At 68.1% G+C, this 25,437-nt stretch carries 24 protein-coding genes; 10 read left to right on the forward strand and 14 right to left on the reverse strand.

The window, feature by feature from the left end:
* Nucleotides 1-188 precede the first annotated feature (188 nt).
* Nucleotides 189-1,520: an NCS2 family permease gene (locus tag BLU77_RS21320; RefSeq protein WP_089775510.1), complete on the reverse strand. Its 1,332-nt coding sequence runs from the start codon at nucleotides 1,518-1,520 to the stop codon at nucleotides 189-191.
* A 144-nt stretch (nucleotides 1,521-1,664) separates the two neighbouring features.
* On the opposite strand from BLU77_RS21320, the gene BLU77_RS21325 reads away from it, so the two are divergent.
* Nucleotides 1,665-2,693: an adenosine deaminase family protein gene (locus tag BLU77_RS21325; protein ID WP_089775512.1), complete on the forward strand. Its 1,029-nt coding sequence runs from the start codon at nucleotides 1,665-1,667 to the stop codon at nucleotides 2,691-2,693.
* 20 nt (nucleotides 2,694-2,713) lie between these two features.
* On the opposite strand, the gene BLU77_RS21330 is transcribed toward BLU77_RS21325, so the two are convergent.
* On the reverse strand, nucleotides 2,714-4,345 hold the full coding sequence (locus tag BLU77_RS21330) for a PQQ-binding-like beta-propeller repeat protein (protein WP_139177881.1): 1,632 nt from the start codon (nucleotides 4,343-4,345) through the stop codon (nucleotides 2,714-2,716).
* 83 nt (nucleotides 4,346-4,428) lie between these two features.
* On the opposite strand from BLU77_RS21330, the gene BLU77_RS21335 reads away from it, so the two are divergent.
* Nucleotides 4,429-5,628 (forward strand): cysteine desulfurase family protein, encoded by a 1,200-nt coding sequence (locus BLU77_RS21335; protein WP_217632533.1) that lies wholly within the window; start codon nucleotides 4,429-4,431, stop codon nucleotides 5,626-5,628.
* Nucleotides 5,628-6,746 (forward strand): tRNA 2-thiouridine(34) synthase MnmA, encoded by a 1,119-nt coding sequence (gene mnmA / locus BLU77_RS21340; RefSeq protein ID WP_089775518.1) that lies wholly within the window; start codon nucleotides 5,628-5,630, stop codon nucleotides 6,744-6,746. The genes BLU77_RS21335 and mnmA overlap by 1 nt, the downstream gene beginning before the upstream one ends.
* A 96-nt stretch (nucleotides 6,747-6,842) precedes the next feature.
* Here the strand turns inward: mnmA and BLU77_RS21345 are convergent, their stop codons facing one another.
* The 5 genes from BLU77_RS21345 to BLU77_RS21365 all read right to left on the reverse strand — a co-directional run bounded on the left by BLU77_RS21345 (nucleotide 6,843) and on the right by BLU77_RS21365 (nucleotide 11,483).
* Entirely contained in the window at nucleotides 6,843-8,528 is a 1,686-nt protein-coding gene (locus BLU77_RS21345) for an HNH endonuclease (protein WP_089775520.1), read from the reverse strand.
* Between the two features lie 385 nt (nucleotides 8,529-8,913).
* Complete coding sequence (locus tag BLU77_RS21350) at nucleotides 8,914-9,339, reverse strand: GNAT family N-acetyltransferase (RefSeq protein WP_089775522.1); 426 nt, start codon at nucleotides 9,337-9,339, stop codon at nucleotides 8,914-8,916.
* 28 nt (nucleotides 9,340-9,367) lie between these two features.
* A complete protein-coding gene (locus tag BLU77_RS21355) occupies nucleotides 9,368-10,606 on the reverse strand; it encodes a multidrug effflux MFS transporter (protein WP_089775523.1) in 1,239 nt (412 codons plus the stop codon).
* A gap of 35 nt (nucleotides 10,607-10,641) precedes the next feature.
* A complete protein-coding gene (locus BLU77_RS21360; protein ID WP_089775525.1) occupies nucleotides 10,642-11,079 on the reverse strand; it encodes a hypothetical protein in 438 nt (145 codons plus the stop codon).
* The gene (locus BLU77_RS21365) at nucleotides 11,076-11,483 is read right to left on the reverse strand and encodes a hypothetical protein (protein ID WP_089775527.1); all 408 of its coding nucleotides are present in this window, start codon (nucleotides 11,481-11,483) and stop codon (nucleotides 11,076-11,078) included. Before BLU77_RS21365 ends, BLU77_RS21360 begins: the two co-directional genes overlap by 4 nt.
* Before the next feature lie 558 nt (nucleotides 11,484-12,041).
* Between BLU77_RS21365 and ligA the strand changes: the two genes are divergently transcribed.
* The 5 genes from ligA (at nucleotide 12,042) to BLU77_RS21390 (ending at nucleotide 16,599) form a co-directional block, all read left to right on the forward strand.
* Nucleotides 12,042-14,429: an NAD-dependent DNA ligase LigA gene (gene ligA / locus BLU77_RS21370; RefSeq protein ID WP_425441231.1), complete on the forward strand. Its 2,388-nt coding sequence runs from the start codon at nucleotides 12,042-12,044 to the stop codon at nucleotides 14,427-14,429.
* A 93-nt stretch (nucleotides 14,430-14,522) separates the two neighbouring features.
* The gene (locus BLU77_RS21375; RefSeq protein WP_175477279.1) at nucleotides 14,523-14,849 is read left to right on the forward strand and encodes a hypothetical protein; all 327 of its coding nucleotides are present in this window, start codon (nucleotides 14,523-14,525) and stop codon (nucleotides 14,847-14,849) included.
* Nucleotides 14,850-14,938: 89 nt separating this feature from the next.
* On the forward strand, nucleotides 14,939-15,349 hold the full coding sequence (locus tag BLU77_RS21380) for a hypothetical protein (RefSeq protein WP_089775532.1): 411 nt from the start codon (nucleotides 14,939-14,941) through the stop codon (nucleotides 15,347-15,349).
* 39 nt (nucleotides 15,350-15,388) lie between these two features.
* Nucleotides 15,389-16,375, forward strand: coding sequence for a chymotrypsin family serine protease (locus tag BLU77_RS21385; RefSeq protein WP_089775534.1), 987 nt, complete (start codon nucleotides 15,389-15,391; stop codon nucleotides 16,373-16,375).
* Nucleotides 16,372-16,599: a hypothetical protein gene (locus BLU77_RS21390; protein ID WP_089775536.1), complete on the forward strand. Its 228-nt coding sequence runs from the start codon at nucleotides 16,372-16,374 to the stop codon at nucleotides 16,597-16,599. Before BLU77_RS21385 ends, BLU77_RS21390 begins: the two co-directional genes overlap by 4 nt.
* A gap of 23 nt (nucleotides 16,600-16,622) precedes the next feature.
* Here BLU77_RS21390 and BLU77_RS21395 read toward each other — a convergent pair whose 3' ends face one another.
* Nucleotides 16,623-18,200 (reverse strand): hypothetical protein, encoded by a 1,578-nt coding sequence (locus BLU77_RS21395; protein ID WP_139177882.1) that lies wholly within the window; start codon nucleotides 18,198-18,200, stop codon nucleotides 16,623-16,625.
* 87 nt (nucleotides 18,201-18,287) lie between these two features.
* Here BLU77_RS21395 and BLU77_RS21400 point away from each other — a divergent pair, with 87 nt between their 5' ends.
* Entirely contained in the window at nucleotides 18,288-19,055 is a 768-nt protein-coding gene (locus BLU77_RS21400) for a metallophosphoesterase family protein (RefSeq protein ID WP_089775539.1), read from the forward strand.
* Here the strand turns inward: BLU77_RS21400 and BLU77_RS21405 are convergent, their stop codons facing one another.
* Genes BLU77_RS21405 through BLU77_RS21425 form a run of 5 tightly spaced genes read right to left on the reverse strand, consistent with a single transcriptional unit; the run spans nucleotide 19,056 to nucleotide 24,318 of the window.
* Nucleotides 19,056-19,898, reverse strand: coding sequence for an ABC transporter ATP-binding protein (locus tag BLU77_RS21405; RefSeq protein ID WP_089775541.1), 843 nt, complete (start codon nucleotides 19,896-19,898; stop codon nucleotides 19,056-19,058).
* Complete coding sequence (locus tag BLU77_RS21410) at nucleotides 19,895-20,716, reverse strand: ABC transporter ATP-binding protein (RefSeq protein ID WP_089775543.1); 822 nt, start codon at nucleotides 20,714-20,716, stop codon at nucleotides 19,895-19,897. The genes BLU77_RS21405 and BLU77_RS21410 overlap by 4 nt, the downstream gene beginning before the upstream one ends.
* Entirely contained in the window at nucleotides 20,713-21,645 is a 933-nt protein-coding gene (locus BLU77_RS21415) for an ABC transporter permease (RefSeq protein WP_089775545.1), read from the reverse strand. Before BLU77_RS21415 ends, BLU77_RS21410 begins: the two co-directional genes overlap by 4 nt.
* A 2-nt stretch (nucleotides 21,646-21,647) precedes the next feature.
* Entirely contained in the window at nucleotides 21,648-22,706 is a 1,059-nt protein-coding gene (locus BLU77_RS21420; RefSeq protein WP_089775547.1) for an ABC transporter permease, read from the reverse strand.
* A 13-nt stretch (nucleotides 22,707-22,719) separates the two neighbouring features.
* Complete coding sequence (locus BLU77_RS21425; protein ID WP_245708990.1) at nucleotides 22,720-24,318, reverse strand: ABC transporter substrate-binding protein; 1,599 nt, start codon at nucleotides 24,316-24,318, stop codon at nucleotides 22,720-22,722.
* A gap of 132 nt (nucleotides 24,319-24,450) precedes the next feature.
* Between BLU77_RS21425 and BLU77_RS21430 the strand changes: the two genes are divergently transcribed.
* Nucleotides 24,451-25,029 carry an Lrp/AsnC family transcriptional regulator gene (locus tag BLU77_RS21430; protein WP_245708991.1) on the forward strand — a complete coding sequence of 193 codons (579 nt, stop codon included), beginning with the start codon at nucleotides 24,451-24,453 and terminating at the stop codon, nucleotides 25,027-25,029.
* 14 nt (nucleotides 25,030-25,043) lie between these two features.
* Here the strand turns inward: BLU77_RS21430 and BLU77_RS21435 are convergent, their stop codons facing one another.
* Nucleotides 25,044-25,397 (reverse strand): avidin-fold protein, encoded by a 354-nt coding sequence (locus BLU77_RS21435; protein ID WP_217632535.1) that lies wholly within the window; start codon nucleotides 25,395-25,397, stop codon nucleotides 25,044-25,046.
* Nucleotides 25,398-25,437 lie beyond the last annotated feature (40 nt).

Below are 25,437 nucleotides of genomic sequence, written 5' to 3' on the forward strand. Positions count from 1 at the left end.
AGAGGGCGAGCGCGATCGTCAACACGATGATCGCTCCGACGATCACAACGGCCTGCACCAGGCAGTTGTGCGAGCGCCCCCCGCCGGACGGGCGCGGTGGCCGCCACTGGTGGTGAGGCGGATACGGCGAAGGGCGTCGTCGCGGTCGGCGGCCCGGGCGGTTCATGATCCTCCGAGTCTCGCACCAGTCAGGCGAGGGTGGTGAAGTAGTACACCAGCGGCACCAGCAGGATCCACAGCCCGCCCGGAACCGACCGCGCCTCGCCGGAGAGAACCTTCACCACCACATAGGCGACGATGCCCGCGGAGATGCCGGTGCCGATGTTGAACGTGAAGATCGTCACCACCACGGCCAGGAACGCCGGGAGCGCCTCGGACAGGTCCGTCATGTCGATCTCCCGCAGCGGAGCAAGCATGAGCAGCCCGACGAGGATGAGCACCGGCGCGGTGGCCTGGCTCGGGATCATCAGGGCGAGTGGGGTGAACAGCAACGTGGCGAGGAAGAGGGCACCGGTGGTGATCGACGTCAGGCCGGTGCGGCCGCCGGCCTCCACCCCGGAGGTGGACTCGACGTAGGTCGTCATCACCGGCACTGCGACGAGCGACCCGGCCACGGTGCTGATGCTGTCCACCAGGAACGGCTTGTTGATCTCCGGGAAGTTGCCGTCCGAGTCCAGGAAGTTGCCGCGGCTGCCGACGGCGAACAGGGTGCCGAAGGTGGAGAAGAAGTCGGAGACGAACAGCGCGAAGATGAACGGGAAGAAGCTCAGCTTCAACGCTCCGAGGATGTCGATCCCGAAGGCCACCTCTCCCAGGCCGGTGGGGGCCTGCCACAGGGTGTCCGGCACGGTGGTGACACCCATCGGGATACCGATGATCGTGGTGGCCACGATCGCGATGAGGAGGCCACCGGGCACCTTGCGCAGGTGCAGGCCGAGCACCAGCGCCAAGCCGATCAGGGTCAGGATCGCTTCCGGCGACCCGAGGTCTCCGACCACGAGCGCATTCGAGGACTCGCTCGCCTGGGAGAGTCCACCGCTGCGGAACCCGATGAAGCAGATGAACAGTCCGACGCCGGCGCCGATGGCGAGCTTGATCGCCTTGGGCATCATGGACGAGATCGCTTCGCGCAGCTTCAGTACGGTGAGCAGCACGAACACGAGGCCGCTGATGAAGACCATCCCCATGCTGGTCTGCCACGGGATCCCCTCCACGGCGCCGAGGGTGAAGGCGATGAAGGCCACCGACCCGAGGCCCGGGGCGAGCGCCAGCGGCCGGTTGGTGACGATCCCCATCGCCAGGGTGGACAGTGCAGCCATCACGATGATGGCGACAGTGACCGGCCCGCGAGGCACACCACCCTCGGCGAGGATCCCGGGGACCACCGCGAGGACGTACGCCATCGTGGCGAAGGTGGTGAACCCGGCGATCAGCTCGATCCGCAGGGACGACCCTCGCTGCTGGATCCGGAACCACCGCTCCAGGGCGCGTGGCCGAGCGGTGGGGGTGTCGGTGCTCATGTGCGGCTCCAGGCGAGGCGATAGGACCATCGGAGTATCCAGCGATGGTCACCGGCAGGTCAAAGCCGGCCACTCGGTGGTTTGACGCAGGACCTTGCGATCGCTTGAGTGGGCAGGTCGATCCGACCGAGACGAGGAGTCCCGATGCCCACTCTGGCCGAGTTCTGCGAGCGTGTCCCCAAGGCGGAGGTGCACTGCCACTTCGTGGGCGCGATCCCGGCCGAGGTGGCGTGGCGGATCGCCGCCCGCAACGACGTGCCGCTGCCGGCCGACGGGCCAGCCACCCTGTACCGGTTCGACAACTTCCACCAGTTCATCGACCGCTACATGACGGTGGCGACCGCCCTGCGCCGGCCGGCGGACTTCGCCGAGGCGGTCTACGCCGTCCTGCAGGACGGGGCCGAGCACGGGAACGTGCGCTACCGCGAGCTGTTCTTCAACCCGACCGACCACCACCACGCGAGCTATCCGGACATGCTCACCGGCCTGCTGGACGGGATCGCCGCCGCCGAGACCGACCTGGGGGTGCGGTGCCGGCTGGTGCCGTCGATCAACCGCATGCAGTCGCCGCAGATCGGTGTGCAGATGGTGGAGCAGGTGGTGGCGCACCGGCGGGACGAGGTGATCGGGATCGGTCTGGACGCCTCCGAGCCGGCGGGCCCACCCGAGCTGTTCGCCGAGGCGTTCGCGATCGCGGGACGTGCCGGGCTGCGCCGCACCGCGCATGCGTGTGAGGACTACGCCGGCCTGGACGGTGGGCCGCCGCGGAACGCGACCACCTGCCTGGACCTGCTCGGCTGTGACCGGCTCGACCACGGCTACAACATCCTCGCCGACGAAGCGGTGGTGCAGCGGTGCCGCGACGCCGGTGTGCCGTTCACCTGCTGCCTGCCGGGATCGAACCCGGTGCTGCGTCCGGCGCGGATCGAGAGCATCCGCACGATGCTGGAGCTCGGGCTGCCGGTGAGCCTGCACAGCGACGACCCGGCGATGCACGGGGCAAACCCGGGAGAGGTGTATACGTTTGCTGCCGAGGTGCTCGGGCTCGGTATCGCGGAGGTCGGTGCACTCGCCCTGGCTGCGGTGGATGCTACGTGGCTGGACGACACCGAGCGGAGCGCGCTGCGGTCCGAGTTCCAGGCGGAGATCGACAGACTCGCCGGCGAGCGTTGACCGGCGTGCGTTGAGCGGGGTCAGCGGGGGAGCTCGAACCGGACCAGCTCGTCGAAACCCAGGGAAGCGAGCGTGTCGTCCTCGATGACCTGCAAGTACAGCCCGGAGAAGTTCCTGCGCTCCCACAGCACCTCACCGGTCGCCGGATCGATGCCCAGCAGCGGAAAGGAGTCCGTGACCAGGATGTCGCCGACGGCGAACACGTCCGAGATGTAGCCGCGCTCGGTGAGGTCGAGCTGCCAGCGCAGCGCATCGGCGTCTGGTTCCAGCCCGATCAGGGTTTCTTCGCCGCGCACGGTGTAGTGCTGCGGCGATCCGCCGGCCGTCGGGGGCAGCTGCATGTTCGTGAACCCGCCGCTCTGGGGGCGCAGGGTGATCACGGTGCCCTCGGCCTGGGGTGTCTCCCAGTCGACGGCCATCACCTGACCCTGGGAGTCCAGGGCCACCGGCCTCGCGGGGGAGGTGTCCGGCGGGATCGCCAGGTCCAGGTGCGGCAGCGTCCACGCCGGCGACCCGTCCAGCTCGTGCCGCACGATCCCGTCGTCGGTGGCGCAGTAGTAGTGGTCCACGCTCGCCGTAGCGCGGCGGCACGCGTGCGCCACGACGTCCCCGGTGGCGGTGTCGATCACGGCGGCGCCGGGAGTGGACCAGAGCAGCACGTGCGGACCCTCGAGCTCACGCCATCGAGCCCGCTCCATCTGCGGGTCGGGGCTCTCCTCGCCCTGCATCTCCTCCTGCAGGAAGGTGTCGAAGAGCAGCTCGGAGTTCTCGACGTCGGCCAGGTCGACCTGCCAGCCGAGGGCGCCGTCGGGCTCGATCAGGGTGACCATCGCGTGCGGTGCCTCTCCCTCCAGCTCACCCACCACGAGCAGTCCCGCCTCGGTGAACCGCACCATGCGCGCGGAACCGATCGCCGTCGTCTGCCAGTCCTGGGCGATCTCACCGGTGGCGACGTCGATGACCATGCCGGACCATCCGCCGTCGGCGCGGTACAGGCACCCGACCTGCCCGTCCACGGCCTCGATCCCGCACAGGCCGGCGGCGAGGTCGTGCTGCCACAGGGTGGCTCCGGACTGCGGGTCCACACCCACGACGGTGCTGGCGCTGCGGGCGTCGGCCGGTCCGGCGAGCACCACCCAGGCCTCCTCGGTCGCGATGAACGGGGGCCCGGTGAACGCGCCATCGGCACCGATGAGGAACTCGGCCGCGTCATCACTGCCGGTTGCCTCGGGCGGGGTGATGATCCACGCGTTCTCGAGGTCGGGGGTGGGCTCGGGGGTGGGTGCTGGGTCGGCGGTGCTACCGGAGTCGTCGTCGGTGAGGGCGTTGAAGACGGCCATGGCAGCGACGGCGACGCCGATGATGACAATCCGAAGGAGCGGTCGTTTCTTCCGGGGCGGCTTCGCCGGGGTGTAGCTGAGATACGGGTTCGGCGCCGGTGCCTGATTCGGTTCCCACCGGGGTGGGGTGTTCGGTGGGGGTGGCGGCTGTGGGCTGTGCGCCTGGTACGGGTTGGGTGACGGATGATCGGCGGTGCCGGGAGTCGGTTCGCTGCCGTACGGCCCACCAGAGTAGGGAGTCGATGCCGGGGCGCCTGCATCTGGCGCGGGCGCGTGCGGGTAGTCCTCGCCGATCTCGTCCTCGCGTGCCACGCGCCCGTCCTCTCGCTCTCGCCCTGCTGGCCTGGAGGCTACTCGCCCCGGCCCTGGGATCTCGGCTCGTAGACTGGGGAGTTGTGACCACCTATCTCGATCATGCGGCGACCACTGCGGTGCGTCCGGCCGCTGCTGCTGCCTTCGCGGAGGCGCTCGAGCAGGTCGGGAACCCGTCGTCGCTGCACGCGTCCGGCCGGACGGCGCGTCGGTTGGTGGAGGAAGCCCGGGAGTCGATTGCCGCGGACCTTGGTGCGCACCCGACCGAGGTGGTCTTCACCGCGGGCGGAACCGAGGCGGACAACCTCGCTGTGCAGGGGATCTGGCGGGCCCGGGCCACCGGTGAGCGGCGTGGTCTGGTGATTTCCGCCGTCGAGCATCCCGCCGTGCTGGAACCGGCCCAATGGTTGGCGGCGCACGAGTCAGCACAACTGGTCGAGGTGGGCGTGGACGCGGCCGGCCGGATCGACTTGAGCGAGCTGGAGGCGGCCGTGGACGAGCGGTCCGCGATGGTCTCGGTGATGTGGGCAAACAACGAGGTCGGCACGATCCAGCCGGTCGATCGGGTGGTGGAGATCGCCGCGCGTGCCGGGGTGGCGGTGCACAGCGACGCCGTACAGGCACCTGCGCAGGTCCCGGTGGACTTCGCTGCCTCCGGTCTGGACGCCGTGTCGATCTCCGGTCACAAGCTCGGCGCCCCGATCGGGATCGGTGCCTTGCTGGCTCGCCGGGAGCTGGGTCTGACCCCGGTGCTGCACGGCGGTGGGCAGGAACGGTCAGTGCGATCCGGGACGGTACCGGTGCCGGGCATCCGGGCATTCGCGGTGGCTCTGCACGAGGCCGTCACAGCTCGGGAGGCCGAGGCCGTGCGCCTTCGTGATCTGCAGGAGCGGATCATCGACGGCGTGCTCGCCCGGGTGCCGGACGTGCACCTGCGTGGGGCGCCGGCGGGCGTGGGCCGGCTTCCCGGTAACACGCACTTCAGTGTGCCGGGAGCAGATGCGGACGCACTGTTGTTCGCCCTTGACGCCGCCGGCGTGTGTGCTTCGTCCGGTTCGGCGTGCACGGCGGGGGTGCAGCAGCCCTCGCACGTGCTGGCCGCGATGGGAGATGACGACGGCGCAGCCCGCTCCGGTCTGCGCCTCACCCTGGGCTGGACCTCGGGGGAGAACGACGTGGACGCGCTGTTGGCGGCGTTGCCGACGGCGGTGCAGCAGGCACGTGCGGCATTCCGGCCACGGCGTGCGCACACGGGTGCGATTGACAGGAAGGTGGGTGCCTGATGCGGGTACTGGCAGCACTCTCCGGTGGAGTGGACTCGGCGGTGGCGGCGGCGCGGGCCGTCGATGCCGGACATGACGTGGTGGGCGTGCACATGGCGCTGAGCCGGTCCCGTGCCCAGCACCGGAACGGCTCGCGTGGGTGTTGCTCGATCGAGGATGCCTCGGACGCGCGCCGTGCGGCGGACGTGCTGGGGATCCCGTACTACGTGTGGGATCTCTCCGAGGAGTTCGAGGACACGGTGGTGGCGGACTTCCTGTCCGAGTACGCGGCGGGGCGCACGCCGAACCCGTGCGTGCGCTGCAATCAGCACATCAAGTTCGATGCGCTGCTGGACCGCGGGTTGGCACTCGGTTTCGATGCCGTGGCAACGGGGCACTACGCGCGGATCGTGGACGTGCCGGACGCTGAGGGCGGCGCGCGGCGGGAACTGCACCGCGCTGAGGATGCCGCAAAGGACCAGTCGTATGTGCTCGCCGTGATGGGGGCCGACCGGCTGGCACGTTCGATGTTTCCGCTGGGTGATGCGGCGAGCAAGGACGAGGTTCGTGCGGAGGCAGCTGAGCGGGGTTTGAGTGTGTCGGTGAAGCCGGACTCCTACGACATCTGCTTCGTGGCCGACGGTGACACGCAGGGATTTCTGCGGGAGCGACTCGGGGCCGCGCCCGGTGAGGTGGTGGACGCCGACGGCGACGTGGTCGGCGAGCACGACGGGGCGTACGCCTACACGGTGGGGCAGCGCCGGGGGCTGGGGCTGAACCGGCCGGCGGCCGACGGGAAGCCGCGGTACGTGCTCGAGGTGGATCCGGCAGCGAACCGCGTGGTGGTGGGGCCGAGCGAGCTGCTCTCGGTGACTGAGATCAGCGCCGGTGAGGTCACCTGGCTGGCCGAGGACGTGCCGGCCGGGGAGTGGACCGAGGTGAGTGTGCAGGTGCGTGCGCACGGAGACCCGGTGCCCGCTCGCGTGCTGCTCCAGGACGGCCGGCTGTTCACGGAGCTGGCATCGCCGCTGCGGGGGATTGCGCCGGGGCAGTCGATCGTGGTCTATCAGGGCAGCCGGGTGCTGGGGCAGGGCAACATCGTCAAGGCGGGGCGAGGGGCTGCGCTGAGCCGCGCGTGACCTGCTCGGCTTGATGGGCTCTGACCGGATTGGCTGCTCGAGACATGCCGAGGTCCCCGTCGACGGGTGGTGTCGGCGGGGTTCGGGGCGGGGTGGTCAGTCTGGTGGTGGGTCGGTGTGGCCGGGCGGGTTTGGGCGCGGTGGATCCGTGACCGTTTCGCTGCGTGGCTGGTCGTGTCTGCTTTCGGGCGGACTGCCGCCACGAGGGCTGCTCCGCCCGTTTCGCGCCCCCACGCTGGTGCCGGCGGTGGGGATGGGATACGTGCCGGCGGGCGTGACCAGGTACTGCACACCATCGGGTGCGGCCCAGTAATACACGCCCGGGGTGATCATCGAATACGACCACCCGGTATGGGTTTTCGCCCGGTGGTGACGGCGGCACAAGGCGGCCATATTCGCCGAACTGGTTCGGCCGCCGCGGTCGAAGGGAACACTATGATCCTGATCGGCGGAACGAGCGGAGCGGTGGCAATAGGGGAACCGGCACCGTCCGTCACGAAGAATGATCTGTTCACGCAGTGTCGGGCTGGCCTCATACGTGGTGGCATCGGTATGTCCGGCCAGGTCGATCACGGGGCGCACCAGTATTCGGCCGGCGGTGGCGCACCAGTGGCGAATCTGTTCCTTCGAGACCGGTGATTTGGTGTTTTCGCACCGGCCCACGATCCCGGATCCGAACACGCTCCCGATATCGTCCGCACCGGCAATGGTCTCGTCATTGAGGGCATCGGCGGGCAGGTGGAGGTAGAGCATCACGGTCCGACCCATCCCACCAGTTACACCAGTCGCCCCCACGATGCTGGTCCCGGTCGTGGTGGTCGCTCCTGCGCCACTGCTGGCAACTCTTTCACTGCCGCCCTCACCGCTGTCGGGGATGGGGAGTGTGGTGTGTCCGCGGGCGAGGTCGCCGATGGCGATGGAGCGGCGCACATTCTCACTGGTGCCGGGCAGGAACCCTGCCAGCGCACGTGCTTGGTCGGTCACCGCAGCCTCGAGGTCCAGCGCGTCAGCGAGGTCGAGGCCGCCCTCGACCCGCACCACCGACCCCACACCCAATCCCAGTCCCGGTGCCGCGGTGGTGCCTGCCTCATCGAGACGGATATCGAAATGGCGCCCCTCCCGGGCGGCTTCCTCGTCCCTGGCAGCCTGCTCAGGATCAAAAGACACCATCGCGGCGGTCACGGTCCGCTCAATCTGCGCGACCGTGCAGGTTCCGATCGTCCACGCCACCTGGGCGTCTACCCAGGCGGCACCGGCGAACGGGAGTCTCTTGCTCATCTGGGTCACTGTCCGGGCCCGGTGGATGCTGACCTGCCCGGCCCGTACCCGGGACCACAACTGGGGTAACCGGTAGGCCAGTTCCACGATGGCGCCCACATAGGCCAGGGCGGCCTCGTTCGACTGCCCCAACGCCGTCGCCAACCGAGTGAACTCCAGGTCCGAGACCAATGGGGCACCATCCCCAGCCAGGCGCATCGGCTGCGCAGTTCCCGGCAACCCCTCATGTTCGCCCGGCAACCCGGCCCGCTCCAGCGTCTCCGGTAGTCCGGCGTGCTCGTCCGGAACCGGTAGGCCCGCGTGTTCGTCCGGGTCGAACACCGGTCCACCAGCCGTGGTGTCCATGGTGGCCGGGTCGATCGCCCGCTCACCCACCCACGCCACCACCAGCTCGGCACGCTCGACATCGACCGCCCGAGCCGTGGTGACGTTCTCCCGGAGGGCAGCCAGCACCGCATTCCCGGCCGGGGCCGAGAATGCGGTACCGGTAGCTGTCGAGGTCATGGCTTTATTCTCCCAGAAGGCACCGACAATGCGCCGGACAGCATCGGCACCTGTGGAAAACTCTCGCTGTGAGTACTCAGCATTTCCGGGGAGAAGGAAAATCGGATGGGGGATCCGTTGACCCGCGGCTCATGAGGACCGCGTCGCGCAGGACGTGCCTTGTTCTCGGCTGGGTCCAAGAATGCGGAATACGTGGCTGCCGAACTCATGCCTCTAGTCTTCCAGCAACCACTGACAAATGACCCGCCGATCACTAGTCCTGTGGACAAGTCATGCCGACGCCATCGACGGTGGACGTCGGAGGGTGACTGTCACATCTTCAATAGTGGGCGAGATCGACGTGCCTGGCCGGTTGAAGGCTCAGCCGATACCGGATGGTGCGGAGTCAGACGCGTCGCCGGCAGGAGAATCGCTCAACACCTGGGTACTTCTCACCCAGGCTGACCACCTCGATACCGCACCGCCGATAGAACCCCACGCCGTCCGAATCGGTCTCGGCGAGCAACCACGGACCGCCCACCAGGTGCGACAGGCGATCGATCAGGTCCCTACCCAAGCCTTGGCGTCGGCAGTCCTGGGCGACGGCGATCGCACGGATGGTCCATCCTTCCTCGCTGGGTCCACCTGCCACCACAGCGACCGGTGCGTCCCTTTCGAGAACCCAGACCGTGGAGGTGGCGAGCAGTCGCCGTGCCGTCTCGTCGGAGGCAGGTCCGGAGCCACCGACGGCAGGACGAAGGAGGGCGAGTGTCACCGGCTCCGGGACCACGTCAGCGGCACGCAGGTGCACGGTGCGTCTATCCCCGTACATCACCGGAAGCACCGTCCCTGCTCCATCGCTACGCCTCGTTGGCTGCCATGGTCCCCGGCCTCGATCGGTGCCAGCGCCACAGCGCCATCGCCAGCAGCGCGTACGCCAAGCTCGTCAGCGCCAGGTGGAGCAGGGAATCAGCGACCACCGGGATGATGATTCCCGCGAGGATGGCGTTGCCGAACAGCGTGCCGAACGCGCCCAGCGATGCCGCGGCACCGCGGTCGTCCGGCGCCTGGTCCAGGATCTCCAGGTTCAGCACCGGGAACATCGTGCCCACGGCCGTCGCTGCGATCGGGGGAGCGATCATCGCCCATGGCAGCGACGGCTGCCACGCCACGATGAGCACGTTCACAACGACCGTCACGAGCGCGAACGTCATGGCGATGTCGATGAGCCGGCGCCGCGGCACCCGGTCCGCGGTACGCCCGGAGATAAACGCGCCCACCATGATCCCGCCGATCAACGGCACGAACAGGACCCAGAAGTCTCGCTCACCCAAGCCCAGCAGGTCTACCACGATGATCGGAGCTGCGGCGATATACGTGAACTGGGCGCCGAACGTGCAGGCGGTGAGCAGCGCAAGCCGGACCACCGCACCGCGTGTGGCTACCCGGACCACCGCGCGCACCACGGAGGGCGGATTGAGGGGGCGACGCTCCGCCGTCGGGAGTGTCTCGGGCAGCACCACGCCCACCAGCACGGCCATGACCACCCCGTACCCGGCGATGGACCAGAAGATGCTCTGCCACGGCCCGATGCTGAGCAGCCAACCACCCACGACGGGAGCGATCGCAGGCGCCACCGAGAAGATCATCATCACGTTCGACATCAGCCGTTGTGCGGCCGATCCGGAGAACAGGTCACGGATCACCACACGACTGACGATGGTGGCCGCACCGGCGAATCCGCCTTGCAGCAACCGGCCCGCCAGCAATACGGGAAGTGATGGTGCCAGGGCACACATGATGCTCGCCATGGTGAACCCGATCAGACCAGCGATCATCACCGGTTTGCGCCCCATCGCATCCGAGATCGGTCCGTGGAAGATGCTCATCACGGCGAAGGAGAGCAGGTACAGGCTCGTCACCTGCTGCATCGCAGCCGTGTCTGCCCGGAACTGGCCGCCCATCTGCTCGAACGCCGGGAAGATCGTGTCGATCGTGAACGGACCGATCATCGCCAGGCCGGCGAGCACGATGGTGAACAGGAGGCCGACTCGTTCGGGCGACGGGGGCCGGGAACTCTCGGGAGGGTTCCGGCTCATCACCCCTCCATCACATCACACCTGGCGGAAACCCTTTACAGCGGGATGCCGTGCGCACCGACCAACCACGCGGCCCCGCCCACCAAGACTGCTGCAGCCACGACGAACCAGACGACGCCGACAGCGGGCTTGAGTGCGCGCACACGGGAACGGCCGATCCCACCGGTGACGAGAGCCACGACGAACATCGCCGCCGTCACGAGAGCGCTGATCGCGAAGGAGGGCGCATCGTCGGGCTGCGTCCAGCCGTACTCGACCGCTGGGTAGGTGGCACTGATCAGCGCCAGGAGGAGCAGGGGGACCACGCTGGCCAGCCACCCCAGCAGGTGGCCGATCGCGACAAGCGTGCCGGAGACCTGGGGCGTGCCACCACCACCGAAGGAGTACGAGGCCGAGCCGGTGTCGCGGTACCGGCCACCGAAGGGATCGGTCGGGCTCTCGTAGGCACCGCTCGGGTCCCCACCAGTGTTCATGAGGCACTCACCCAGGCGCTCACACCAAGCACCGTGAACCCGGCCAGGGCGAGCAGGAAGCCGCGACTGCGACCCTGCTTGCCCTCCACGCGCGCACCGGCGGCGAGCGACCAGGCGCTGATCACCGCGGCGATCGGGAGATAGAACCACTTGCGCGGCTCCTCGCCCGTCAGGCAGGTGATGGTCTCCCCGGCCTCGGCGCACGCTTCCATCGAGCTGACGAACGGCCCGGTCCACTCGATCACGTGCCAGACGAGGTAGCCGATGGACGCCAGGACGAGCAGCAGCACCACCCCGCCGACGTTCGGGTTGGCCAGCTCGGGGCGGGGCCGTGCGGCAGTGGCCTGCGTGTCGTCGTGAACCTGTCGGTACGGATCAGGTCCCGACGGCGGAGGTGCGCTCATGTTCAATCTCACCACACGATCACCTACATGACGGCGCACAATGGTTCCATGAGCAGCAGGAGAGACTGGGAGTCCGCCGAGCATGTCGCGAGAGAGTCGCTGTCGAAGGAGGAAGGGCAGTCCGCTTCTGAGGCTGCGCCCAATCAGGAGCACGCATCGGATGCTGTCCACATAGACAAGCTAGACGAACTTGCGAGAATGGCAAGTTCTCTTGGCAAACAGTATGTGATAGTTCATCAGAATCTGGGATCTGGCAAACTAGATGCACATTGGCGTGAAATGTCTGATCGGGTGCTCCGTGCCGTCTCCCAATCCGGGGCATTGAGGACTCAAATAGGCTCGGATATATTCTCGAGATTCGTGGAAACGTTCGAACAATCGAAGCCGTTGATAGCGCAAACGCTACGTGAGTTGTCGAGTCGGTTCGAGGGGCTCCCGCCTGTCCCGTTGAACGAAACTCTGCTCGAAGCGTTGGAGCAGGCTGTGCGCGCTTCGCAGAAAGGTTTGGATGGAAGTTCCGCTGAACTACGGGATCGGCTCAGCGATTTTATAGAGCGAGTGGCGAATCGTCAGACCACCGAGTCTGTCGTTTCTCGCGTGGAGAGCCTGCGGGGTCAACTGCGAGAGGCTCAGGCTACCTATTATCAGGATGACACGAGCATTCTCTCGGACTACGAGTTCGACCGAACAATGGATCTTCTCGAGGCAGAAGAAGAGTACTTTGAGTCAATACGGCGCCCGGACTCGCCGACCCAGGAGGTGGGCGGCTCCCGGTCTGCGCTGTTCGACCCGGTCGAGCATGCCGAGCGGATGCTCAGCCTGGACAACGTCTTCTCCATCGACGAACTCACCGAGTGGGCCGCGAAGACCTCGGCCGCGGCCGGCCGGACGCCGGCCTGGCTGTGCGAACTGAAGATCGACGGGCTCGCGATCTCGTTGCGTTATGAGCTCGGCCGACTCACCAGTGCAGCCACTCGTGGTGACGGCCGCACGGGTGAGGACGTCACCGTGAACGCCCTGCGCGTGGCCGGGATCCCCGAGCACCTCAGCGGCACTGATCACCCGACTCTCGTCGAGGTGCGCGGTGAGGTGTTCATCCCCACGCGCGGGTTCGCCGAGTTGAACGAGCTGCAGGCGCAGCTGCAGGAGCGCGCTGTCGCGGCAGCACGGGAGCGGTGGGAATCCAGGCCGGAAGCCACGCGGGGCCCGTTCGACGAACAGCGCGAAGCAGCATCCGCGGCCCGGCGGTTCCCCGCCTTCGCCAACCCGCGCAACGCCGCCAGTGGAGGGCTGCGTCAACAGCTCGACAAGAAGTCCGGTCTCGAGCGTGAGGCCGGTGACGCGCGGGTCGCGACCTTGCAGTTGTATGTCCACGGCATCGGTGCCTGGCCACGCCCGCCGGTCGCTGCACAGAGTGAGATCTACGACCTGCTCGCCGGGTGGGGCCTGCCGGTGAGTCCGCACTCGAAGGTCTGCACGAGCATCGAGGAGGTGGCGGCGTTCGTCGCGCATCATGGTGAGCATCGCCACGATGTGGAGCACGAGATCGACGGTGTCGTGGTCAAGGTGGACGAGCTGACCCTGCACGACGAGCTCGGCGCCACCAGTCGCGCCCCACGGTGGGCGATCGCGTACAAGTACCCGCCGGAGGAGGTGCACACGAGACTGCTCGACGTCGCGGTGGGCGTGGGACGTACCGGCCGGGCCACCCCCTACGGGGTGATGGAACCGGTGCTCGTGGCCGGCAGCGTGGTGCGGCAGGCGACTCTGCACAACCAGGACGTGGTGCGCGCCAAGGGTGTGCTCATCGGGGACACGGTGGTGCTGCGGAAGGCCGGCGATGTGATCCCGGAGATCCTCGGCCCGGTTGTCGAGCTGCGTGACGGCACCGAGACCGAGTTCGTGATGCCGAGCCACTGTCCCGAGTGCGGCACCACGTTGCGGGCGATGAAGGAGGGCGACATCGACCTGCGCTGCCCGAACGCACAGTCCTGCCCCGCGCAGGTGCGCGGTCGGGTCGAGCACATCGGCTCCCGCGGGGCGCTCGACATCGAGGCACTGGGGGAGGTCACCGCCGCCGCACTCACCCAACCACGGGTGCCGGCGGTGCCGCCCCTGATTACCGAGGCTCGACTGTTCGATCTCACCCTCGACGAGCTCGTCCCCATCGAGGTGGTGGTGCGCGACGCCGAGACCGGCGAGCCTCGCACCGACGACGACGGTGAACCGGTCGCACGCAAGCCGTTCCAGAAGATACGCCTCGACTACCCGCCCGAGGCGGAGGGGATGACCGCCCAGGAGCGGCGCAAGGCCGGATACCGCAAGGACCACCCCGTGGTGGAACCATCCGCCCAGGCCGAGACGCTGATCGACGAGCTGGAGGCAGCGAAGACCAAGGAGCTCTGGCGCCAGCTCGTCAGCCTGAACATCCGGCACGTCGGACCGGTGGCCGCACGAGCGCTCGCGGACTGGTTCGGATCCCTGCAGGCGATCGAGGCGGCGAGCGAGGAGGAACTCGCGCAGGTCGAGGGCGTCGGGCCCACCATCGCTGCCGCCGTCACCGAGTGGCTCGCCGTCGACTGGCACCAGCAGATCCTCGACCAGTGGCGGGCTGCCGGCGTCCGGTTCGCCACCCCGGACCACCCCGGTCCGGGTGCGGCGCAGCAGGACGGCGTGCTCACCGGTCTCACGGTGGTGGTGACCGGGTCGATGGAGCATTTCACCCGCGACGGGGCCAAGGACGCCATCATTGCCGCGGGCGGGAAGGCAGCCGGGTCGGTCTCGAAGAAGACCGACTTCGTGGTGGTCGGCCCAGGTGCCGGGTCCAAGGAGACCAAGGCGCGTGATCTCGGACTGTCGATCCTGGACGAGGCCGGGTTCGAGCGGCTGCTCGACGGTGGCCCGGACGCGGTGGCCGATCTGGTCGGTGGTGAGTCGGACAGCTGACGGGCTATTCCGCGGCCGGGTTTCCGGGAGTACGATCGCGCCGAGGGGTCACCCGAGAAAGGACTGCCGATGAAGGCACGTCGTACCCTGGCTGTGGTCGTAGCGACCGCAGCGGCGCTCGCACTGGGCGCTTCTTCTGCCAGTGCACATTTCTGTTACGTCAACAACCTCACGCCGAACGCGGCCGCGAACATGGCGGACTCGTCCGCCTTCGTGACTTTCGGCGAACTCGCCTTCGAGTTCACGGGGTTGTGTCCGGCGGGGATCGAGATCCTCGCCGAAGCGGGCGGCGTCAGTGTGAGCACGCCCATCAACATGCGCGCCACCATGGCGCACGGGCAGAGCAACCACGGCATCGGTCACCTCGACTTCGAGGCGATCGACGCAGCCTTCCTGGATGCCGCTGCTGCTTGCATGTGATCGAACACCACGTCCCGTCGGATCGACGGGACGTGGTGTCCACTCGGCAGCGGTGCGGAACGGTTCGGTGCGGGGTTCATACTGGAGCGATGATCAGCGACGCTCTTGCACAGTCCCTGCGCGAGGCTGGTCTGCGTTGGCAGCCCGCGCCCGGCGATCAGTTCCGCATCGAGGCCCAGGCCTTGACGGAGGAGGTCTTCATCCTCTCCCACATGGTGATCGAGCCGCGGACGTACGACACCGGTACGGTGCTGAACTTCAACGGCACCACCGAGTGGGCCTTGGACAACCTGGACCAGGACGACGCCCTCTGGCTGCCGCGTGAGGATCAGCTCCGTGACCTGCTCGGCAGCACGTTTCAGCGGATGGAGCGGACCGAGTCCGGGTATCTGGTGCGCACTGCCGGTCCGGACGGGCAGACGCACGACTTCACCGCCGCCGGCGTCGAGGACGCCTACGCCCGTGCCCTCTTGCACCTGGTGTACCAAGCCACCGACTGAGCAGATGCGCGCCCCCGCGAGGAAGCGCAGACTCGAGGAATGCACCTCCAGCACGCACGAGATCGGAAAGCACACCTGCTCGGGATCGCTGCCGAGGCGCTCGCTGCGACCGAACCGCGGATCGCCGGTGCCCGGCCTGGCGGGCTCGCGCTCGGACTGACCGTGCGCGGGGAGACCGCGGAGGGTCCGGACTACGCCATCGCCGTGCGGTACCTGGACGAGGAACCGTGCCGCCGTGCCCTGGACTCACTCCGTGCGGAAGCCGCCGCCGACCTGGACATCCGGCACACCGGATGGATCCATGCGCTGAGCACACCAGCACCCACACCACCCGACCTGCAGCGCCGTATCCGCCCGCTGCGCCCCGGGCTCTCCATCGCGCACGAGGACGTCAGTGCCGGCACGCTCGGTGCATTCGTGACCGATGTGGACGGATCGCTGTTCGCCCTCTCGAACTGGCACGTGCTGGCTGGCTCACCCCGCGCCGAGTCGGGTGATGCGGTGCTGCAGCCAGGCCCCGCGGATGGCGGTGAGCAGGCTGACCGCGTCGGCACGCTGGACATGACTGTGCCGCTCGCGCCGGGTCAGGTCGCCACCGTGGATGCCGCTCTCGCCCGGCTCGACGAGACCACCGTGGACTCCACCTACCCGGTGGGTCCGGTGGAATCGGCCACCTCCGCCGTCGGTGGTGAGCGGGTCGGCAAGATCGGGCGGACCACGGCGGTCACGGCAGGCCGGGTCAGCGCGATCGAACTCGACGAGGTGGTCGTCGACTACGGACCGGAGATGGGACGGCTTCGGTTCGACGACCAGATCGAGATCGAGGGAACCGATGGTGCGTTCTCCGCCGGTGGCGACTCCGGTTCACTGATCTACACCGAGGACGGCGTTGCCCTCGGGCTGCTGTTCGCCGGGTCGGAGACCGGGGGACCGGGCGGTACCGGCCTGACCTATGTCAACCCGATCGAACTGGTGCTGGACGCCCTCGGTGTGCAGCTCGCGAACGGCTGCGCCACGACGCCATGAGGACCACGCGCAAGGAAGCGAGCGTCGCGAAGGCCCAGGTAGCCGTGCGGCTCGCCGGCCATGACACGAGTATCGGACTGCACATCGACGACGGCGGAGGGTACGCCGTCCGAGTGAACGTCGCCTCCGAGCAGATCGCCCAGGCCGTGCGCACCCTTATCGGGGACGAGGTGGATGGCGTACCGGTACGCGTGCGCGTGGTCGGACAGGTCGGAATGCGCTGACGGCCGGGCGCAGTGGTGTCTGCTCAGCGGGTGAGCATGCCGGATGCCGAGGCCGCGTCGGCGCCCACAGCCCGTACCTGCTCGGCCAGGGCGTGGAGCACCTGGTCGACGTCGGTCTCCAGGCGGCTCATCCGGTCGAAGAAGGTCGACCCCTCCGCGTCGGCCGTGCAGACGTCGGTGTTGTTCGGTGCTCCGAGCGCCACCCGCAGGACGGTGCGACCTTCCCCCTCGGCACCGAGAACCACCGGCTGCCCGATCTCGGCCCGTAGCCCACCGCCGGTGCCGAGTCGCAGCCGCTCCCGTGCGGTGCGCAGCGCCGTGTCGTCCAGCATGGCGCCACCGACTCTGCAGGTGAACGGAAACACGGTGGTGTTGGACTCCAGGAGTCGCACGGCGCCCGCCGGATCCACCGGGGGGTCCACCGGGTCGGCATCGAACTCCGGGATCCTCGCCAAGATCGTCGGGACGAGTGCCTGAAAAGTCTGCAGCACCTCGAACCGCAGCGGGGCGGGGACCGAGTAGTACTCCCGGATCTCGGTCAGCGCACTCCACCAGCGAAGCAGCAGGCCCACGTTCGCGATGTCCGGCGCCGCGGCGCGGGCACGCGTCCAGGTGCGGGGCAGCATCGAACGCCCGAGATAGTCGCCGTACTCGTCAGGCAGGGCCGGGCGATCCCGGTCCGCCCAGAGTGTGTGTGGCACGAGCACCGCACCGGCGAACGGGGGGCCACCGAAGAACTTCGACCCCGTCACGATCGTCATCCAGCCGCGGGCGAGGGACTCCTCAAGCCCACGTCGACTGAACCTACCCTGCGCGCCGTCGATGACAGCGAGAACCCGCCCCGGGTGCGCGCCGGTGAGTCGTGCGACCGTCTCGATCGAGGGTGCATGCAGGCCGGTCTTGGAATGCGCGATGAGGTGCAGGAGGACGTCCTCACCCCCAGCCACCCGTCCCTCGGCGATCGCGGTGACCTCGGCGTCGATATCGGAGACCGGGCGGGGATCGCCGGCACAGTCCCGTACGTCCACTCGCACCACGTCGACCCGGCTGCTGAGCTGCTCGTTCACCGGTCCGAACTGCTGAACGGGAACGCCGAACGGCGTCGCATGATCGAAGTGCAGGCCGCCCGCCGCGTGGATCGAACCCGAACCGGCCTCGGCCGCACCGACGACGATGTTCGTGACCCGACGTCCGCCGGCCAGACCGACCAGGAGCGGGATGAACTCGGCGTCGCTCCCTGACGGCGTGACCACGACATCCGTGGTGGCCACGCGATAGGGGGCGAGGTTCCCGATCAGCTGGGTGCGGACTCGTTCGAAGAGGTCGTCGATCGCATGTGCGGTGGACGCCCGTGGCACCGAGCGGAGCCATCCGTGCAAGCGCTCGGCCGAGGCGAATGCCGCCCTGGAAAGTGTCGAGGAGGTGCACGAACCGAATCGCAGCAGGTCCGGCTCTGGGCGGTACCGGTTGAAGTATCGGTTGGCGCCCGAAGCCAGCACGAGATGCCGGTCATCGCCTTGTGATGCCAGCAGGTGCTCGGTGTCGAGGACCGTGAGGTCTCGCAGCACAGCCTCGTTGACTGCTGTGACATCGTGAACCATGATCGCGAGGGTACCCGAGGACGGATCACCACCGCGGGACGCCACCATCGGCGCCAACGACCACAGTCGGACGTCTAGGCTGATCAGGTGCCCATCCCTCCACGGCGTGTCGCGCTGATCTCCGACATCCACGGCAATGTCACCGCGCTGGAGGCGGTCCTGGCCGACATCGACGCCCGGGGGATCACGACCGTACTCAATCTGGGCGATGTTGCGGGCAAGGGCCCGCGTGGATCCGAAGCGGTGCGGATCAGCAGGCAACGGTGCATGACGACGGTGCGCGGCAACTGGGACGACTTCCTCCCCGTCAGTGGTGGCCCGGACGTTCCTGCAGAGATCCGGTGGTGGCATGACGAGCTCGCCGAGGCGGACCGGAGGTGGCTGCGCACCCTGCCGCTGGTCCATGATCTGCAGCTGAGCGGCCGCAGGATCCGGCTCTTCCACGCATCGGCCTCCAGCGTCTACACGCGGGTCCACTTCCATCACACCAGCGAGCAGTTCGACGCGATGTTCGCCACCACCGAACTCACCGGACCAGGACCGGCACCGGACGTCGTCGCGTACGGGGACGTGCACGACGCCTACCTGGAGGTCGATGACGGCAGGACGCTGCTGAACGTCGGCAGCGTCGGAAACCCGCTCGATGAGCCCACGGCGTGCTACGTGATCATCGAAGGCACGCCCGACGGCGGTCCGAGCGATCCGTTCGGGATCCAGTTCGTCCGAGTCCCGTACGACATCGAGGCCGAGATCGCGGTCGCGGCCGACCTCGGCATGCCGCAGCTCACGGCGTACGCGATCGAGCTCCGCACGGCGATCTATCGCGGAGCGCACGAGCGGCTCGGATTGGGCTGATCACACCCGCTCGAGTGCCTCCGGAATCTCCTGCGTCCATTCCTCGGGTGCCTCCGCCGCCGGGGCGGCGGGAAGCACCCCTTGGCCGTCCGGATGGGGGATCGCCGCGAGCAGCGCGCGGGTGTACGGATGCACCGGGTCGGACCACACGGTGGCCGTGGGGCCGGACTCGACGATCCTGCCGCGGTACATCACGGCCACGCGATCCGCCATGATCCGTACGACGGACAGGTCGTGCGAGATGAACAACATTCCGGCGTTCGCTTCCAGGCAGAGCCTGCGCATCATGGCAGCCACGGACGCCTGGCTGGAGGCATCGAGGGCGGAGATCGGCTCGTCCGCGACCAGCAGGTCCGGTCGTGCGGCCAACGCTCGTGCGATCGCGATGCGCTGCCGTTGGCCGCCGGAGAGCTGGTGCGGGAAGCGCGAGACCATTGCCGGGTCGAGCCCGACTGCCTCGACCCATGCAGGCGGGGGATCGGAGGTGAGCCCACGTGAGCGGGCGGCCGTTGCGCCGTCGGCGATCTGCTCACCGACCCGCTTGCGCGGGTTCAAGGAGGAGTTCGGGTCCTGGAACACCATCTGAATGGCGGTGAGCTCAGCGGAACGGCGGCGCAACCGCAGCGGCGGGACAGCGTGTCCACGGAAGGTGACCTCGCCGTCGTGCGGGCGTTCCATCCCCACCACTGCCCGAGCGGTGGAGGACTTTCCGCACCCGCTCTCACCGACGAGCGCCAGCACCTCACCGGACCTGATGGACAGGGAGACACCGTCCACCGCTCGCACGGTGGTGTGCCCGCGGTACTCGACCACGAGATCACGTACACAGAGCACGTCGGTCACGCCTGGCCCCCTGAACTGTTCTCATCGATCAGACTCTCGTGTGCTTCGGGCATCGAGGTGAGGAGTTCACGCGTGTAGGGGTGCTCCGGTGCCGTGAACACCCGGTGCGTGGGGCCGGACTCGACGATGGAACCGTGCCGCATGACCGCGACGTCATCGGCGACCGCACTCATCACGCCCAGGTCGTGCGTGATCAGCAGCACGGCCAGATCACGCTCGGCCGCCAGGTCGCGCAGCAGGTGCAGGATCCCCGCCTGGACCGTCACGTCCAATGCGGTGGTGGGTTCGTCAGCGAGGAGCACCTGGGGATCGCAGGCCAGGGCCATGGCGATCGCGATGCGCTGGCGCTGCCCGCCGGAGAACTGGTGCGGGTAGCGGTGCAGCGCACCGTCAGGGTCGGGCACCTGCACGCGAGTGAGGAGCTCCACGGCACGGGCACGGGAGGCACGCTTGGTCAGGCGCAGATGGGTGCGGACATGATCGGTGAGCTGACTGCCCACCGTCAGTTGCGGGTGCAGGCTGGCCGACGGGTCCTGGAAGACCATCGCGACCTTGGCCCCGCGCACCCTGTTCAGGTCTCGTTCGCTCATCCCCACCAGCTCGGTGCCGGCCAGCCGGACGGAGCCGGACACGTGTGCAGTCTCCGGGAGCAGGCCAAGGACGGCGAGCCCGCTGACCGTCTTTCCTGACCCGGACTCACCGGCGAGACCCTGAATCCGGCCAGGACTCAGGGTGAGGGAGATGCCCGAGACGACCTCGGTGGTGTGGCCGGGCCGCCCGAAGGCGATCCGCAGGTCGCGGATGTGCACGGTGCTCATCGGGTGCCTCCGTCCTGCTCGGCCAGGTCATCAGCGTCGTCGTGCGTGGATGGCGGCGATCCGGCGCTGAGTCGTTCAGCGGACGCGAGCGGGTCGAAGATGTCGCGCAGCGAGTCTCCGATGAAGTTGAACGCCATCACCACCGACAGGATCGCCAGACCGGGGAAGATCCCGAGCCACCACGCGTCGATGTGTTGCATGGCGCTGGAGATCATCGCACCCCACTCGGCCATCGGCGGTTGCGCGCCGAGTCCGAGGAACGACAGGCCGGTCAGCAGCAGGATCGCTGTGCCGATGTCGAGCGAAGCGAGCACTAGGACAGGGCCGGCCAGGTTGGGCAGGATGTCCGAACTGAGCGTGCGCCAGGGGGAGTAGCCGAGCAGGCGTCCCGCCACCACATAGTTCTGCGTGCGCAGGCTGAGCACCAACGAACGCACCACGCGGGCGTACTGCGGCCACGAGACGATGATGCCGGCGAGCACGGCGTTGAAGAGCGAGGCACCGAGGGAGGCGGCGATCACCATGGCCAAGATCACGGTGGGGAAGGCCATGACGAGGTCGGTCAGGCGCATCAGCGCCTCGTCCACCCAGCGCCCCACGTATCCGGCGACCGCTCCGATCACGGTGCCGATCACCATCGCGCTGACCACCAGCAGCAGTGCCAGCGGCATCGTGACCCGCGCACCGGTGAGCAACCGGGAGAAGGTGTCCCGGCCGAGCTGGTCGGTGCCCAGCAGCGTTCCTTCGGTGCCCGGTGGCACCAGGCGCGGGAGGTCCTGAGCGAGCGGATCGTACGGTGCGATCCAGGGTGCGAGGAGGGCAGCGACCACCCACCCGATGGCGATCACCGCACCGACCACGGCGAGCGGAGTGCGCCACGCGGCAGGGATGCGGCGCAGCAGTGGCCTCCGGCGGCGGCTCGTACTCATGCTCATGCCAACCTCACCCGGGGGTCGAGCACGCCGTACAACAGATCCACCACGAAGTTGATCACCAGATAGATCACACCCACCACGAGTCCCACACCCATCACGCCTGGCAGGTCCAGTCCGATCGCCGAGTTGTAGGCGTAGGTGCCCAGGCCGGGCCACGCGAACACTGCCTCCACCAGCACAGTGCCCGAGAGCAGGATGCCGAACGCCACCCCGGCCATGGTGAGCACCGGGAGCGACGCTCCACGGAGCACGTAGGCGGCGATCACCCGCCGTCGGGGGAGTCCTTTCGCCCGGGCCGCGCGCACGTAGTCGCTGCTGAGGACCTCGAGGACGCTGGTGCGGACGAAACGCGTCAGCAGACCGATCGTGAACAGGGAGAGCACCAGGACCGGAAGCGCCAGGTGCGCGAGAGCGTCGAAGAAGCCCACCGGGTCTCCGTTGAGTGCGAAGTCCACCGTGAACAGCCCGGTGATGCGCGGTGGTGGTGTCAGGTGTGGTGAGAGCCGGCCCGAGCCGGGGGCGATCCCCAGGCGCAGGAAGAACAGGTGATAGGCCATGATCGCCAGCCAGAACATCGGCACGCTGAGTCCGATCAGGGAGACCACGCGGACCACCTGGTCGGTCACCTTCCCACGGCGGTGCGCGGCCAACGTGCCCAGAGCCAGCGCGACGGCGAGGCTCACCACGATCGCACCGATCGCCACCTCCACGCTCGCCGGGATCGCCGTCGCCAGGTCTTCGAGCACCGGCCGTCCGGTCTGCAGGGACGTGCCGAGATCACCCTGGGCGAGGTTCCCCAGATAGATCAGGTAGCGCTCCGGCAGAGACCGGTCCAGGCCGTAGCGTTCGACGTACGCAGCCACGGTGGCGGGGTTGGAGGCCGCCCCCTCACCGAGCGCCGCAGCGATCGGGTCACCCGGTACCAGGGTGGTCAGGACGAAGGTCACCAGCGTGACACCGACCAGGAGCAGCGCAGACGTGCCGAGCCGGCGCAGCAGATAGCCGGCCAGGGGCGAGCGCCCGAGCACTCGCCGGCGCGGTGTCGTCGACGTCATGAGCTGCTCGTGATCAGCTCGCCGGCGCGAGCAACCGGATGTCCAGCGTCCAGGTGGAGTTGTACTCGATGTTGGTGACCGAGTCGTCACCGGCGAGGTTCACTCCCGGCACCAGGAGCGGAACGAAGGGACCACTCTCCTGCATCGCGGTGGCGTAGTCACTCATCGCCTGCTCCCGCTCGTCGGTGTCGGTCGCGGTGGTGGCCGCCGCGGTGAGCTCGGCGATCTCCGGTGCATCCTCCGCGGTCCAACCGGCCCGCAGCCCCACCTTCTCGCCGGGGCCGAACGGCAGGAACGAGGACGAGTCGGCGAAGTCCGGGCCCCAGAACCACATGGAGAACGCCTCCTGGCCGGTCACGTACGGGTCGATCTCGGTCGCGAACGGCGCCGGGGCGAGCTCGACCGTGATCCCGGCCTCCTGCAGCTGCGACTGCAGACGTTCTGCTACCGGTGTGAACTCCACCCCACCCACGGGATAGTCGTTCGGGAACTGCAGGCGGAGCGTCTCGCCGTCATAGCCCGACGCATCGAGGGCCTGCTCGGCGCGGGCAAGGTCCTGGCCGATCGGATCTGCCAGCGATCCGGGGAACATCGGCGGGATCACGCCCGTAGCGGCCTCGGCCCCGGCTCCGGCCAGCTCGAGCAGCTCGCTGGTGTCCACGGCGTACCGGACGGCCTCGGCGAAATCAGGGTTCGCTGTGGCCCCACCGACCTCGGCATCCTGATTGATCAACAGAAAGATCGTCTCGGCCGACGGCACCGAGGTGACGGTGAACTCTTCGCCCAGGCCGGCCACCTGGTCACCGTTCAGGTCGACGGCGAGCTGGGAGTCGCCACCCTGGAGGTTGATCAGCTGGGTCGCGGACTCGCTCACGTTCCGGATGACGATGCGCTCGTACGCCGGGGGTGTGTCGCCGTCGTACTCGGGGTTGGCCGTGAGGACCACCTGCGTGGTGAGGTCCAAGGAGTCCAGCAGGTACGGACCGGAGCCGACCGACTCACCATTGAGGAACTCCTCGGCAGCATCGTCGGTTCCGGTGGTCCCGCCATTGGCCTGGACCACCTCGGAGTTCAGGATGGACAGCGCCGGGTTTGTCATGATGGCTGGCAGCTGCAGCGACGGGGACTCCGTGGTCAGGCGCACGGTGAGGTCGTCGACCTTCTCCACCGTGATGCCGGTCATCAGGAAGTTTGCCTTGGACTCCGTCATCCCCTGCACCCGGGTGAGGGAGTAGACCACGTCGTCGGCGTCAACGGTGCTGCCGTCGGAGAAGGTGCGCTCACCATCGAGGGTGAAGGTGAACTCGGTGGCGTCCTCGTTCTGCTCCACGGTGGCCAGCGACGGAACCGGCTCGGCCTCGGCGGACCCTTCGAACGTGAGGAGCGTGTCGTACACGGCGTGCAGCACCATGTTCCCGGTGGGGACATAGTTGCGGCCGGGATCACCGGTCTCCAGGGAGAACGCGGTGTCGATCACCAGATTGTCCGACGCGCCGGTCGTCTCGTTCCCGTCGGATCCCTGGTTGGCGGTGTTGCCGCCAGTGCAGCCGACGAGGGCGAGACTGCCAGCGAGACCGACGGCAATCGCAGTACGGCGGGTTGAACGGAACACGGAAACCTCCGGCTGAAGCACCCTGGACGGGTGGATCGACATCGAGCGTTGGGGCGAACTATATGTCTAGGCCGCCGGTCTATTGTGACAAGAGTTCCCCCAATCGGGCTGCCCTTTGGCAGAATGTCCAGAATGGGAGCGAAGAACGTAGGGATGGCTGGACGTTCGGCCGGTCAGGTCGACGAGATCGGCTATCGCATCCTTGAGGTGCTCCGAGATAACGGTCGCATCTCGATTGCGGCGCTGGCTCAGCAGGTGGGCATCTCGAGGGCCAGCGCCTACGCCCGGGTCGAGGCGCTCACCCAGGCCGGGGTCATCATGGGATACACCGCCCGCGTCGATCCCGCGCGGGCAGGCCTGGGGATCTGCGCCCTCGTGTTCGTGACCGTCCATCCGCAGACATGGCCCGACTTCCTCGATGCCATCCGGGAGATGCCGGACATCGAGTCCGCGAAGATCACCACGGGTGAACATGATGTGATGCTGCTGATCCGTGGTGCTGACGTGGACGTCATCCACGGGTTCGTGGTCGGGGTCATCGCTGCCCTCCCGCAGGTCAAGAGTGTGGAGACCGTGCTCGTCCTGGACGAGGTGTTCGACCGTGGCTATCTGCTGCCGACGGATGTGTCTGGGCGTGGACAGGCCGTGGCCGAACGTGGCCTGATGCGCTACACCCGCACCAACCCGGACCGCCCGAGCCGGATCGACTGACGCGGCGGACGCTCTCAGACCTGCACGCACACGCTCTCGTGCGGGACGCCGTCGGCCTCGAAGGACTCCACCAGGTAGAGCAGAGCATCCTGACGTCGTTCCACCCGGCTGGTGGCCCGGCCGTGCACCACAGAACCGTCGGCGCGACGAGCGTGGGCGAAGGAGATGTCCAGCTCGTCGGCCGCGAGCGTACCGACGAATCTGCCCCGGGTGACGGTGTCTCCGAGATACTCACCCCAGAGCAGTGGACCGTCCTGGTGGTAGGTGAACTCGGTGGGGGACTCGGGATCTACCCGGGATGCGGTCGAGGACACCATCCGGAAGCGGAGGCCGTCCAGGTCGAACTGGGTGTCGGTGTCGTCAGTCATCGGGTGAGTATCGCCTGTGCCGGGGTGCGCGCGACAATCC

The organism is Ruania alba, assembly GCF_900105765.1.
Taxonomy (GTDB): Bacteria; Actinomycetota; Actinomycetes; order Actinomycetales; family Beutenbergiaceae; genus Ruania; species Ruania alba.

What these genes read in the sequence shown, in the direction of transcription:
- BLU77_RS21320 (WP_089775510.1), bottom strand. Translation starts at nt 1,520, where the DNA reads ATGAGCACCGACACCCCCACCGCTCGGCCACGCGCCCTGGAGCGGTGG.
- BLU77_RS21325 (WP_089775512.1), top strand. Translation starts at nt 1,665, where the DNA reads ATGCCCACTCTGGCCGAGTTCTGCGAGCGTGTCCCCAAGGCGGAGGTG.
- mnmA (WP_089775518.1), top strand. Translation starts at nt 5,628, where the DNA reads ATGCGGGTACTGGCAGCACTCTCCGGTGGAGTGGACTCGGCGGTGGCG.
- BLU77_RS21345 (WP_089775520.1), bottom strand. Translation starts at nt 8,528, where the DNA reads ATGACCTCGACAGCTACCGGTACCGCATTCTCGGCCCCGGCCGGGAAT.
- BLU77_RS21350 (WP_089775522.1), bottom strand. Translation starts at nt 9,339, where the DNA reads ATGTACGGGGATAGACGCACCGTGCACCTGCGTGCCGCTGACGTGGTC.
- BLU77_RS21355 (WP_089775523.1), bottom strand. Translation starts at nt 10,606, where the DNA reads ATGAGCCGGAACCCTCCCGAGAGTTCCCGGCCCCCGTCGCCCGAACGA.
- BLU77_RS21360 (WP_089775525.1), bottom strand. Translation starts at nt 11,079, where the DNA reads ATGAACACTGGTGGGGACCCGAGCGGTGCCTACGAGAGCCCGACCGAT.
- BLU77_RS21365 (WP_089775527.1), bottom strand. Translation starts at nt 11,483, where the DNA reads ATGAGCGCACCTCCGCCGTCGGGACCTGATCCGTACCGACAGGTTCAC.
- BLU77_RS21380 (WP_089775532.1), top strand. Translation starts at nt 14,939, where the DNA reads ATGATCAGCGACGCTCTTGCACAGTCCCTGCGCGAGGCTGGTCTGCGT.
- BLU77_RS21385 (WP_089775534.1), top strand. Translation starts at nt 15,389, where the DNA reads ATGCACCTCCAGCACGCACGAGATCGGAAAGCACACCTGCTCGGGATC.
- BLU77_RS21390 (WP_089775536.1), top strand. Translation starts at nt 16,372, where the DNA reads ATGAGGACCACGCGCAAGGAAGCGAGCGTCGCGAAGGCCCAGGTAGCC.
- BLU77_RS21395 (WP_139177882.1), bottom strand. Translation starts at nt 18,200, where the DNA reads ATGGTTCACGATGTCACAGCAGTCAACGAGGCTGTGCTGCGAGACCTC.
- BLU77_RS21410 (WP_089775543.1), bottom strand. Translation starts at nt 20,716, where the DNA reads ATGAGCACCGTGCACATCCGCGACCTGCGGATCGCCTTCGGGCGGCCC.
- BLU77_RS21415 (WP_089775545.1), bottom strand. Translation starts at nt 21,645, where the DNA reads ATGAGTACGAGCCGCCGCCGGAGGCCACTGCTGCGCCGCATCCCTGCC.
- BLU77_RS21420 (WP_089775547.1), bottom strand. Translation starts at nt 22,706, where the DNA reads ATGACGTCGACGACACCGCGCCGGCGAGTGCTCGGGCGCTCGCCCCTG.
- BLU77_RS21430 (WP_245708991.1), top strand. Translation starts at nt 24,451, where the DNA reads ATGGGAGCGAAGAACGTAGGGATGGCTGGACGTTCGGCCGGTCAGGTC.
- BLU77_RS21435 (WP_217632535.1), bottom strand. Translation starts at nt 25,397, where the DNA reads ATGACTGACGACACCGACACCCAGTTCGACCTGGACGGCCTCCGCTTC.